Source organism: Actinomadura darangshiensis (genome assembly GCF_004349235.1).
Taxonomy (GTDB): Bacteria; Actinomycetota; Actinomycetes; order Streptosporangiales; family Streptosporangiaceae; genus Spirillospora; species Spirillospora darangshiensis.
On sequence record NZ_SMKY01000021.1, the window covers coordinates 45,885 to 58,015 of the forward strand.

At 71.6% G+C, this 12,131-nt stretch carries 7 protein-coding genes; all 7 read right to left on the minus strand.

Annotation, left to right across the window (positions count from 1 at the left end):
• Positions 1–4: 4 nt before the first annotated feature.
• The 7 genes from E1293_RS07355 to rhaS all read right to left on the minus strand — a co-directional run bounded on the left by E1293_RS07355 (position 5) and on the right by rhaS (position 12,079).
• A complete protein-coding gene (locus tag E1293_RS07355) occupies positions 5–2,533 on the minus strand; it encodes an alpha-L-rhamnosidase-related protein (RefSeq protein WP_132195190.1) in 2,529 nt (842 codons plus the stop codon).
• A 147-nt stretch (positions 2,534–2,680) separates the two neighbouring features.
• The gene (locus tag E1293_RS07360) at positions 2,681–4,732 is read right to left on the minus strand and encodes a bifunctional aldolase/short-chain dehydrogenase (protein ID WP_132195192.1); all 2,052 of its coding nucleotides are present in this window, start codon (positions 4,730–4,732) and stop codon (positions 2,681–2,683) included.
• A gap of 11 nt (positions 4,733–4,743) precedes the next feature.
• Complete coding sequence (locus E1293_RS07365; RefSeq protein WP_132195194.1) at positions 4,744–7,971, minus strand: family 78 glycoside hydrolase catalytic domain; 3,228 nt, start codon at positions 7,969–7,971, stop codon at positions 4,744–4,746.
• Between the two features lie 26 nt (positions 7,972–7,997).
• The gene (locus tag E1293_RS07370) at positions 7,998–9,446 is read right to left on the minus strand and encodes a BNR repeat-containing protein (protein WP_243716077.1); all 1,449 of its coding nucleotides are present in this window, start codon (positions 9,444–9,446) and stop codon (positions 7,998–8,000) included.
• Positions 9,447–9,478: 32 nt separating this feature from the next.
• The gene (rhaI, locus tag E1293_RS07375) at positions 9,479–10,645 is read right to left on the minus strand and encodes an L-rhamnose isomerase (RefSeq protein WP_132195198.1); all 1,167 of its coding nucleotides are present in this window, start codon (positions 10,643–10,645) and stop codon (positions 9,479–9,481) included.
• A 14-nt stretch (positions 10,646–10,659) separates the two neighbouring features.
• A complete protein-coding gene (locus E1293_RS07380; RefSeq protein WP_132195200.1) occupies positions 10,660–10,989 on the minus strand; it encodes an L-rhamnose mutarotase in 330 nt (109 codons plus the stop codon).
• A 4-nt stretch (positions 10,990–10,993) separates the two neighbouring features.
• Entirely contained in the window at positions 10,994–12,079 is a 1,086-nt protein-coding gene (gene rhaS / locus E1293_RS07385) for a rhamnose ABC transporter substrate-binding protein (protein WP_132195202.1), read from the minus strand.
• Positions 12,080–12,131: the final 52 nt, after the last annotated feature.

The window sequence follows — 12,131 nt, forward strand, 5'->3', positions numbered from 1 at the left end:
CAGGTCAGCGGGTGGCGGTCAGGGTGGAGGTGCCGGTCAGTCCGGGGACCTGGACGAGGCCGTCCCGGACCGTGACGCCTGGTTTCACGGCCGCGCCGTCGTGCCAGACGACCCTTCCGTCGACCCGGACCTCCGAGGCGCCCTGTGCCGGGACGCCGGCCGTGGCGGTGGTGCCGTCGGGCGCGGCGACGCGGAGCGTGAACGTCCTGCCGCGCTGCTTCCAGGCGGCGATGATGTCGCCGTGCGGTGTCGGCACGCGCCCCTCGGCCCAGCGGAGGCCGCTCGCCGGGTGCGGCAGGACGGTGAACGTCCCGAACCCGCCGGAGGTCGGCGTGACGCCGAGGACCTGGTTGGTGAGGAACGAGGTCGGCGCGGCGGCCCACCCGTGCGACAGGCTCGTGTAGGAGCCCAGTTGAGGCGCACCGGCCGGGCTGACGTTCTCCCAAAGCGTGCCGGGCTGCGCCTTGCCGAGCATCGGGTACCAGGTGCGGCGCAGCAGCGACATCGCGCCCGTCATGTCGTCCTGGGAGGAGTGCGCGAGCAGCGACTGGGCGGATACGAACGGGCTGATGTACTGCGGGACGACACCGCCCGGCTTGTCGACGGTGAGGTCGCCGTGCGGGTTGGCGAGCGCGCCGCCGAAGAACTTGAGGACCGACTCGGCCCGCTCTCCGGTGGCAACGCCCGCGACGACCGCCATGGCGTTGCCGTCCTGCGGGTGGCGGCCGTCGGACGCGCTGACCTTGTACGCGCCGGCGTCCGGGTCCCACAGGTGGTCGTTGACCGCCTTGGCGGTGCGGGCGGCGTGCTCGCGGTAGGTCTTGGCGAGGTCGGTGTCGCCCTTGGCCTCGGCCGCACCCGCCGCCTGCCCGAGCACCTTGACGTACAGCGACGAGACGTAGGTGCCGCCGGCGTCGTTGCCGTAGCCCCAGGTGCCGCCGGCGCCCTTCATGGTGAGGAGCCCGTCGTCCCCGGCGTTCGACTCCAGCCAGGCGACGTTCTTCTTCATCGCGTCGTACCACTTGTCGAAGAACGCCTGGTCGCCGGTGTAGAGGTAGTGGGTCCAGTAGTTGTTGACCCACCAGGCCGCGTACTCGCCCCAGCCCATGTTGTAGCCGAGCTTGTCGGTCAGGTAGAGGCCGGGGATCTGGCCGCTGGCCGCCTGCCCCTTGGCCATGAACCCGACCGCGTTGGCGGACGGCCCCGGCAGCCCCGTCGACAGGTACGAGACCGCGTCGGCGACGGCGTTGTCGCCGCCCCAGATCATGCGGTCGCGCTTGGCGCCGTCGCTGATGACGCTGTCGCCCTCGCCGACGATGGCGTCGTTGCGGACCGGTCCCTCCTGACCCGGGTAGGGGCGCCCGGTCGTCGGGTCGATCGTCGCCATCTGGACGGTGTAGGCGCCCGCGTACCAGAGCCGGTTCAGGGTGTCGTCGCTGGACAGGAACGCGCCCTTGTAGCCGTCCAGGTCGGGGTTGGCCGGGTCGGCGGTGAACTTCAGCCGCAGGTCGGACAGCTTCACCTCGCCGGGGCCGTCCAGGAAGACCATGAGGTAGCGGAACCCGCCCCGGATCACCGGGTCGGTCATGGCGGAACGTCCCGCCTCGGTGTCGAGGTAGTGGGTCTCGGTGGCGAGGCCCACGGGGTCCTGGCTGTAGTCGGACGCGGTGGTGAGGTACTGGTCGCTCTCGCTGAACGCCAGGCCGAGCTTGGGCGTGCCCTTGCGGACGTCGGCGGTCACCTGGATCTGGCCGCCGACCTCCTGCCCGAAGTCGTAGACGACGTAGGGGCGGCCGTACTCGTTGGACGTCAGCCTGGTGCCGCCGTGGCGGAACGCGCCGGACGGGTTCTCGACCGTCCCGCCGTAGGGCGCGGCAGGGGCGCGCCCGCCCTTGTAAAGCGTCCAGACGGCGTGGATGCGGGCGCCGGGCCCGGGCTCGCCGGTGTTGCGGAAGGTGACCGCGATCTCCTTGGCGGAGCCGACGAGCCGCGCCGGAACGTCCACGTCGTAGTGGACGAGACCCGCCTTGTCGCCGCTCCACACCCCGGCCTGCGCGGGGTCGGGCTTGCGTTCATGGACGACCTTGCCGTTCACCAGCACCTCGTAATGGGCGGTGGCGCTGCCCGCCTCCTCCACCCGGAGCGTGACCGGACGTCCGGGCGTGACGTGCATGCGGTAGCCGAAGCCCGCCCCCGCCTTGTCGCCCGTCTGGCGGGTCATGACGCCGTCCGCCTTGGCGGTGGTGGACGTCCCGGCGTCCAGGCCGTGCCCTTCCTTCTCGGACTTCTCGGACGCGGCGGTCACGTAGTCGCCGTTCAGCCCGTGCGACTCCGCCACCTTCGCCGGGCGGACCGTCCGGCCGGAGGGGGCGAGCACGTAGCGGCCGGCGTGGGACAGGGACGGCAGCCCCAGCGGATCTCGGGGCGCCGCGGAGGCGACACCGGACGGGACGGCTACCAGGGCGGCTGCGCCCAGGCTCAAGGACGTGATGACGGACACGTGGGAACGCGTGAACTTCTTCGCCGGAGACATCGTTATCCCTTCGGGTTCCTTTTGGTCGAGCGGGCCCAGTAAGGACGGCCGGCGGCCCGGGTGGGGACGGCGCCGCCGCGGTGATGTGAGCACCGCGGCCGCGCGGTCCGGGCCGCCGGCCGGCCTTCTCTTCGCTGCGTGGCCTCCTCAGCGCAGGAACGCGGCGGCGACGCCGGCGTCCACGGGGATGTGCAGTCCGGTGGTGTGGGTCAGGTCTCCACCGGTGAGGGCGAAGACGGCGGCGGCGACGTGCTCGGGCAGCACCTCGCGCTTGAGGAGCGTCCGCTGGGCGTAGAACTCGCCGAGCCTCTCCTCCTCCACGCCGTAGACGGCGGCGCGCTTGGCGCCCCAGCCGCCGGCGAAGATCCCCGAGCCGCGGACGACCCCGTCGGGGTTGATGCCGTTGACGCGGACGCCGTGCCCGCCGAGTTCGGCGGCCAGCAGCCGGACCTGGTGCGCCTGGTCGGCCTTGGTCGCGCCGTAGGCGATGTTGTTCGGCCCGGCGAAGACGCCGTTCTTGGACGAGACGTAGACGATGTCGCCGCCCATCCCCTGCTCGATCATCACGCGGGCGGTCTCCCGGGAGACCAGGAACGAGCCCCGCGCCATGACGTCGTGCTGGAGGTCCCAGTCGGCGGCGGTCGTGTCCAGCAGCGGCTTGGAGATGGACAGGCCGGCGTTGTTGACGACGAGGTCGACGCCTCCGAACGCCAGGACCGCGGCGCGGACGGCCGCGGCGATCTCCTCCTCAGAGGTGACGTCGGCGCCGGCCGCGATCGCGACGTCGGATTCGCGCGGCGCCTTCGCGCCGATCTCGGCGGCGACCTTCTCGGCCGCGGCGACGTCCATGTCGGCGACGACGACGCAGGCGCCCTCGGCGGCGAGGCGGCGGGCGGTGGCCGCGCCGATGCCCGAGCCGCCGCCGGTGACCAGCGCGACCCGGGTGGCGAGCGGCTTCGGCTCCGGCATCCGGCGGAGCTTGGCCTCCTCCAGCTCCCAGTACTCGATGCGGAACTTCTCCGCCTCGTCGATCGGCGCGTACGACGACAGCGCCTCGGCGCCGCGCATCACGTTGATCGCGTTGACGTAGAACTCGCCCGCGACCCGCGCGGTCTGCTTGTCGGCGCCGAAGGAGAACATGCCGACGCCGGGGACCAGCACGATCGCGGGGTCCGCGCCGCGCATGGCGGGCGACCCGGGGACGGCGTTCCGGTCGTAGTAGGCCGCGTACTCCTCGCGGTAGGCGGCGTGCAGCTCCTTCAGGCGGGCCTTGGCGTCGTCGAGCGGGGCGTCCGGCGGCAGGTCCAGGACCATCGGCGCGACCTTGGTGCGCAGGAAGTGGTCCGGGCAGGACGTGCCGAGCGCCGCGAGCCGCGGGTGCTCGGCGCGGGACACGAAGTCGAGCACGGCCTCGCCGTCGGTGAAGTGCCCGACCTGCGGCCGGTCGGTGGACGCCAGCCCCCGGACCAGCGGGAGCAGGGCGGCGGCGCGGGCGTGCCGCTCGTCCTGCGGCAGCGTGGCGTGGACGACCTCGCCGAACGGGTCGGCCTTGCCGTGCTCGGCGATGTAGGTCTCCGCGGTGCGGATGATGTCGAGCGAGTTGGCCTTGCACTCCTCGCTGGTCTCGCCCCAGGCGGTGATGCCGTGCCCGCCGAGGACCACGCCGATGGCCTGCGGGTTGGCGCGCTTGATCGCGGCGATGTCGAGGCCGAGCTGGAAGCCGGGGCGCCGCCACGGCACCCACGCCACCCGGTCGCCGAAGATCCGCCGGGTCAGCTCCGCGCCGTCCGCGGCCGTCGCGATCGCGATGCCGGAGTCGGGGTGCAGGTGGTCGACGTGCGCGGCCTCCACGAGGCCGTGCATGGCGGTGTCGATGGACGGCGCGGCGCCGCCCTTGCCGTGCAGGCAGTAGTCGAACGCGGCGACCATCTCGTCCTCGCGCTCGACGCCCGGGTAGACGTCCGCGAGGGCGCGCATGCGGTCCAAGCGCAGGACGGCCAGGCCCTTCTCGGTGAGGGTGCCGAGGTCGCCGCCGGAGCCCTTCACCCACATCAGCTCGACGTCGCGGGCCGTCACGGGGTCGGTGACCGTGCCCTTCGCGGACGCGTTGCCGCCCGCGTAGTTGGTGTTGCGCGGGTCCGAGCCGAGGGTGTTGGCCCGGTCGAGCAGCTGCTCCACCTCGGGTGGAGTGGCGGTCATCGGATATCTCCTCATCTGCGTGCGTGGAATCGGTACGTCCCGGAGACGGCCGCGAGGCGGACGGTGCCGTCCCCGGCGCCCAGGACGCGGACGCCGTCGGCCGAGCCGGCCGGCCGTCCGCTCTCGGTGACCCGCTCCGCCGCGGCGGCGGGCAGGTGGATCTCGGCGGTCGCGCCCACCGGGACGCCGACCTCCAGGTCGAACCCGGCGCCGGACCGCTTCCAGCGGACCGTCACCGGGCCGTGCGGGGTGGGCACCGCCGAGTTCACCGAGGTCAGGTCGCCGAGCGGCTTGGGCGCGACCGTGATCCGGTCGAACCCGGGCGCGGCGGGCTCGATCCCGGCGAGGTCCTCGGTGAACCACTCGCCGATGGCGCCGCCGAGGAACACGTGGTCGCGGGACCGGGCGTCCAGGTCCCAGCGCTCCCACAGCGTCGTCGCGCCGTTGTCGACCCAGTACCCCCAGCTGGGATAGGTGCGCTGGGTGGCGACCTTGTAGGCCAGCTCGCCGTGGCCGCGCGCGGTCAGCTCGGTCAGCAGGTACTTGGTGCCGAGCGCCCCGGTGTTGAGGTGATCGCCGCGCTCCTCGATGTCGCGGACGAGCCGGTCGGTGACCGCCTTCTGCGACTCCTCCGGCACCAGCCCGAGGGCCAGCGCGATCAGCGCCGACGCCTGCCGGTAGCCGGGGTCTGTGTCGGTGACGTAGGCGTCGCCGCGCAGGAACGCCCTGTTGAACGCGGTCTTCATCTTCGCGGCGGCCGCCCGGTAGCGGGCCGCGTCGGCGCCCTGGCCGAGGACCCCGGCGATGTCGGCCATGATCAGCGAGTTGGAGTAGGTGTAGGCGGTGCCGTGCAGCCGCTTGTCCTCGGGCGTGTTGCCGCCGTACCCGGGCGCCAGGTAGTCGTTCAGCTGGCTGGGGTAGAGGCCCTCGTCGTCGGCGCGGGTGAGCCAGCCGTCCAGGTAGCGGCGCATCGCCGCGTAGTTGTCGGACAGGACGTCGCGGTCGCCGTACCGCTCGTACATCTGCCACGGGATGACGGTGAAGGAGGCGTGCCACGGCGGCGACGGCCATCCGGCGCCGAGGCCCCAGCCGTCGTCGGGGACGATCGCGGGGACGAGCCCGTCCGGGCCCTGGCTGTCGCGGTGGTCGGTCATCCACTTGGTGAACGGCCGCCGCAGGTCGAACCGGCCCATCTCCATCTCGGCCATGAGCTGGGCGTCGCCGGTCCACCCGTTCTTCTCGTACATCGGGGTGTCGGTCGGGATGCCGTGCCAGTTGTTGACGACGGTCTGCCGGGTGATCTTCTCGATCGTGTTGAACAGGTCGTTGGAGCTGCGGAACGTCCCGTCGGAACGCAGGTCGGTGTGGACTTCGCGGCCGTCCAGGTCGGCGGCGGTGGGCGGCTCGCCTGGCCAGCCGGTCACCTCCACGTACTGGAAGCCCTTGTAGCTGTAGCGGGCCTCCCAGCTCTCCTCGCCGCGCCCGGACAGGATGTACTCGTCGGTCTGGAAGCGGCCGGTGACGTTCCCGTTCTCGGCCTGGACGGTGCCGTCGCCGTTGAGCCGCTCGCCGTACTTGAGGCTGATCTTCGTGCCCGCCGGGCCGCTCGGGCGGACGCGGGCCCAGCCGGCGATGTTGTGCGGCAGCTTGAAGACGTACGTCCCCTTCTTGGGGCTGGTGACGGCGACCGGGCGGAGGGTGCCCGTGACCCGGATCGGCTCGTGCTCCTCGGGGACGACGTTGTCCGTCGGCGCGGAGAGTTCCGCCGCCTGCGTCCAGGCGGAGGCGTCGAAGCCGGGACGGTCCCAGCCGGGCTTCTCCTCGCGGGCGTCGTAGGTCTCGCCGCCGTACAGGGAGTCGTAGCGGACCGGGCCCTCGGCGTAGCGCCACGACCCGTCGGACGCGATGGTCTGGGAGCTGCCGTCGCGGTAGGTGACGACGAGCTGGGCCATCAGCCGCGGCTCGGCGGTCCACGGCGCCTTGTGCCAGTTCCAGACGTTCTGCTGGGTCATCCCGTAGAAGCCGCGGCCGAGCCGCGCCCCGATCACGTTGCCGCCGCGCCGCAGCATCCGGGTGACGTCGTGGGTGGTGTACTCGACGCGCTTGTCGTAGCGGACGAAGCCCGGCTCCAGCACCTCGTCGCCGACGCGCCTGCCGTTCAGGCTCAGCTCGGCGTAGCCGCCCGCCGCCGCGTACAGCCGGGCCTTGGCGATCTTCTTGCCGGGGACGGTGAAGTCGCGGCGCAGGAGCGGCTCGGGACGGGTCGGCTTCTCAGGCGTCACCTCGCCCCACGGCGACCCGCCCCAGGCGGTCAGCACCTTCGCGTTGGCCCAGCCCGCGTCGTCGTAGTCCGCCGCCCGCCAGTCGCCGGACGGCTCCTCGTTCGCGGACCGCCAGGCCGCGCCGGTGTCGAACCGCCCCGGTTCCCGGCCGGGCAGTTCGAGCCTCCCGAGGAGCCCGGCCGGGCTGACCCTGCCGTTGGTGGCCTTGACGGCGATGACGTTGCGGCCCGTCCGGAGCTTCGACGCCACGTCGACGACGATGGGGCGCTTCCAGTTCTCCGCCGCCGGGTCGGGGTCGCGGGCGCCGGCCTCGGCGCCGTTCACCCACGCGGTGAAGCCGTCGTCGCCGGTCACGACCAGGCGGGCGCCCGCCGGTACGGAGGCGAGGTCGAACGCCCCCCGGAAGTAGCGCGAACCGGCGGGCGCCTCCGTGGCCGGGTCGCCTTCGGGATACCAGATCCAGCTGGTGCCGCCGAGGTCCGGCGTGGAGCCCGCGTCGCCTGGGGCGCCGATCCAGGAGCCGCGCCAGCCGTCCTCGGCGAGCGCGGTCTCGAACCATGTCCGCCTGCTCCAGTCCGTCCAGTCCCCTTCGGCGTCGGCGACCCTGACCCGCCAGGTGTAGCGGGTCGCGGGCTTGAGCGCCGGGCCGCCGTAGCGGACGTCGTAGGCGCGGGCCCCGGACACGGCGCCCGAGTCCCAGACCGCGTTGCCGCCGTCGGCGGTGGCGACCGAGATCCGGTAGGCGGTCTGCCGCTGGCCCCGCTCACGCGAGTTCAGCAGCCAGCCGAAGCGCGGCTTGGGGTCGGAGACGGCGATCGGGGTGGTGGCGTGCTCGGTCTCCAGCCCGGCGACGCCCAGCGCCGCCTTCTCCCGCGCGTGGGCGGGGACGGCGCAGGCGAGGACGAGCCCGGCGGTGACGGCGGCGGCGGTCCAGCGGCGTGGTGGGGTGGGGGGCATCCTCGGGTGCTCCTTGTCGACCTTGTCTAGCCGAGCTTGAAGTCGATGACGCGGATCGGGGACGGGGTCGTTCCGGTGGACTTCTGCTGGTACATCACGGACAGGACGCCGTCGGAGGCGACCCGGGAGTCGTCGACGAGGACCTCGCCGAAGGCGTTGAGCGTGCGGCCGTCGCCGTAGTGGGTGCCGTCGAAGAGCAGCTTCCAGTCGGTCCAGCCGCCGGCCTTGCTCGCGGCGGCGACCCGGCCGAACGGCATGATCACGTAGGCGTTGTCCGCCTTGTCGAACACGATCCGGGAGCGGCCGAACGCCTCGTTCGGCACCGGGATCTCGACCTTGTGCCATTTCCCGGCGGCGTCGCGGGTCAGGTGGAACGTGCGCGAGTACGCCTTGCGCTGGGCGGTGAAGTCGGTGACGCACTGGGTGAACCGGCCCGGCACATAACTGATGATCACGTGCGGGCGGCCCGCCGCGTCCACCGCCTGGCTCTCCTGGTTCATCAGCGCGTGGTTCGGGTCGAGCGGGTCGACGACCAGGCCCGGGTCGTCCAGCGCCACCTGGTCGGCGGTGCCAGTGGTGCCCACGACCTGGCCGGCGTCGTTGCGCCACGTGCGGCCGCGGTCGTCGGAGTACACGTAGCCGGTGTCGTGGTTGGACAGGCCGCCCGGATGGCACAGGACGCCGAAGTTCTGCTCGCGCCAGGTGAACGCGGCGTGCAGGCGGCCGTCCTTGCCGTAGGTGATGCCGTGCACGTACATGTTCCGGGCGCTGCTGGTCTGCCCGTTGCCGGCGTAGGTGCCGGCTGCGCTGGACCACTTGCCGAGCTTGGCCCAGCTGCCGCCGCCCGCCGCGTCGTACTCGGCGATCTCGTTGGTGCCGTTGCCGGAGCCGCCCGTCCGGTACACGAGCTGGAGCCTGCGCTCGGGCGTGACGGCGAACTGGGGATAGGTGATCCCGCCCAGGTCGGTGCCGTCGAGCGTGCGCTGGACCGGTCCGAAACGGGACGCGTCCCAGCGGCTCGGGGAGGGGTCGGACGCGAGCCCCGGCTCGGACCTGGTGTAGTACACCTGGTTGCCGTGGGTGTCCATCGCCACGTGCAGGCGGCCGTCCTGCGGCGACACGCCCATGGAGATCACGTTGTGCGAGTCGTCGGTGCTGAGCTTGTGCGGCAGCGTCACGCTCTTCCACGGGCCGTTCGGCAGATGCCGCCGCGCGATGACCGCGCTCCGGTCGGCGGTGTACCACCCGGCGTACTGGTAGCCCGCGTAGGTGAGGATGCCGCTCTGCTGGAACGAGCCGTTGTTGACCAGGCCGTCATAGGACACGAAGTACAGCGCCTTCGCGTCCAGCCGCGTGTCGCTCAGCCTGTGCACGGCCGGGCCCTCGGCCCGTTTCGCGGCGGGCGCGGCGGCGGCCTGGCCGGCACCCGCCAGTGCCGTGCCGAGCAAGGCGGCGGTGGCCAGGGCCACGGTCACGGTGTCGCTCCTGCGGAGCGTCCCGGCCATGGTCAGGCGCCCCAGCCCGCGGCCTGGCCGCCCTGGCGTTCCTCGACGACCCGCTCGTAGTAGCCGGACGCCCTGTAGGCGGCGACCGGGTCCGGGTCCAGGCCCATCTCCTCGCGCAGCTCGGCGAGCAGCGGGCGGACGTCGGTGTTGTAGGCGTCCATGAACACCCCGTTCGCGCCGAGGACGTCACCGGAGTCCTGCGCGGACCGCAGCGCGTCCACGTCCACGAGCAGCGCCTTCGCGGTCGCCTCCTGGACGTTCATCACCGAGCGGATCTGGCCCTGGATCTTGGGCTCGATGTTGTGGCACTGGTCGAGCATGAACGCCACGCCCGTCTCGGCGTCGTAGCCGCCGCCCCGCATCACCTCGTGCATGATCCGGAACAGCTGGAACGGGTCGGCCGCGCCCACCATCAGGTCGTCGTCGGCGTAGAAGCGGGAGTTGAAGTCGAACCCGCCGAGCTTCCCCTCGCGCAGCAGGAACGCCACGATGAACTCGATGTTGGTGCCGGGCGCGTGGTGCCCGGTGTCGACGACGACCTGCGCCTTCGGGCCGAGCTTCAGGCAGTGCGCGTAGGAGGTGCCCCAGTCCGGCACGTCGGTCATGTAGAACGCCGGCTCGAACAGCTTGTACTCCAGCAGGAACCGCTGGTCGGCGCCGAGCCGCTCGTAGACGGCCGCGAGGGCCTCGGCCATCCTGTCCTGGCGGGTGCGGATGTCGTCCTGCCCGGGATAGTTCGTCCCGTCGGAGAACCAGAGCTTCAGGTCGCGCGACCCCGTCAGGTCCATGATGTCGACCGCTTCGAGGAGGTGGTCGAGGGCCTTGCGGCGGACGGCGGCGTCGGGGTTGGTGACGCTGCCGAGCATGTAGTCGTCGTCCTGGAAGACGTTGGTGTTCACCGCCCCGATCCGCACCCCCCTCTCCTTGGCGTGCGCGGACAGCGCGGCGTAGTCGTCGACCTTGTCCCAAGGGATGTGCACGGCGACGCTCGGCGCGACGCCGGTGAACCGGTGCACCTGCGCGGCGTCGTCGATCTTCTCCTGCGGGGTGCGCGGCACGCCCCGCTGGGCGAAGACCTTGAACCGGGTCCCCGAGTTCCCGTACGCCCACGAGGGAGTCTCGATCTGCTGGCGGCGCAGGGCGTCCTTCACCGCGCTGGTGTCCGTCACGGTTACCTCTTTCCTCAATCCAGGTGGAAGACCTCGGTGAGCGGCCGCATCCCCTCGTCGGGACGGCCGTCGAGGTCCTCGAAGAACTGCGCCATCTCCGCCTGCCACCGGGCGTTGACCTCGGTGCGGTCCATGGCCTGCCGGGCGGCCTCGAAGTCGTCGGTCTCCAGGTAGCCGACGAGGAGGCCGTCCGGCCGCAGGAACAGCGAGTAGTTGTGCCAGCCGGAGTCGCGCAGAGCGCTGCGCATGTCGGGCCAGACCGCCTGGTGGCGCAGCTTGTACTCCTCCAGGCGGTCCTGCCTGACCTTCAGCAGGAAGCAGACGCGCTTCTTGCTTCCGGACACGTGACTAGAAGTGGTACTGGTCGATGTTCTTGGAGTCGAAGACCGTCGGCGGGCCGAGGATCACCTCGCCGTTGGCGCCGATCGAGCGCTCGCCGAGCTTGCCGGCCTTGAACTTCTCACCCTGCGCACCGGTGATCTGGCCGGACGACAGCGCCGCCGCCGCGTACGAGGCGAGGTAGCCGAGGTTCTTCGGGTCCCACAGCTCGAACTCCTTGACGGTCCCGTCCTTGACGAACTTGCGCATCTGGTCGGGGGTACCGAGACCGGTCAGCGCGACCTTGCCCTTGTACTTGGAGCCGGAGATGTAGCGGGCCGCGGCGGCGATGCCGACCGTGGTGGGCGAGATGATGCCCTTCAGGTTCGGGTACGCCTGCAGCAGGCCCTGCGTCTGCTGGAACGACTTCTGGTCGTCGTCGTCGCCGTAGGCCACCTTGACGAGCTTCAGGCCGGAGTGCTCCGGCTTCTTCAACTCGTCCTGCATGAACTTGATCCAGGTGTTCTGGTTGGTGGCGTTCGCGGTCGCCGACAGGATCGCGATCTCGCCCTTGCCGCCGATCTGCTCCGACAGCAGCTTGACCTCGCTGCGGCCGATCTCCTCGGAGCTGGCCTGGTTGATGAACACGTCCCGGCACTCGGGGTTGGTGTCGGAGTCGTAGGCGACGATCTTGATGTTCTTGGACATCGCCTGCTTCAGCGGCCCGCACACCGCGTTGGCGTCGTTGGCGGCGATGAGGATCGCGTCGTGCCGCTGCTGGATGAGGGTGTTGATGTAGGAGACCTGCGAGGACGCGGACGCGTCGGACGGGCCGACCTCCTTGGCCTCCCCCTCGAACTCCTTGGCCGCCGCGATGCCGGCGTTGTCGACGATCGTCTCGTAGGGGTTGTTGACCTGCTTCGGCAGGAACGCCAGCTTCAGGCCCTTCTTCAGCGGCGCGTTCGGGTTCGCGGTGGCGTTCCCGCCGCCCTTCGCGTCCCCATCGCCGGACGCGGAGTCCTTGGTGGTTCCGCCGCAGGCGGCAAGGCTGAGGGCCAGGGCGCTCGCCGTGGCGACGGCCGCCAGCCGGCGCGGGGCGCGCAGACGAATGGTCATCAGGGTGCCTTTCGGGATTCTTCTCGGGGTGGGATGACGCGGCGGGGGGTTC

Excerpts from the sequence above, each read along its gene's own strand:
- E1293_RS07355 (WP_132195190.1), bottom strand. The coding sequence starts at position 2,533 with ATGTCTCCGGCGAAGAAGTTCACGCGTTCCCACGTGTCCGTCATCACG.
- E1293_RS07360 (WP_132195192.1), bottom strand. The coding sequence starts at position 4,732 with ATGACCGCCACTCCACCCGAGGTGGAGCAGCTGCTCGACCGGGCCAAC.
- E1293_RS07365 (WP_132195194.1), bottom strand. The coding sequence starts at position 7,971 with ATGCCCCCCACCCCACCACGCCGCTGGACCGCCGCCGCCGTCACCGCC.
- rhaS (WP_132195202.1), bottom strand. The coding sequence starts at position 12,079 with ATGACCATTCGTCTGCGCGCCCCGCGCCGGCTGGCGGCCGTCGCCACG.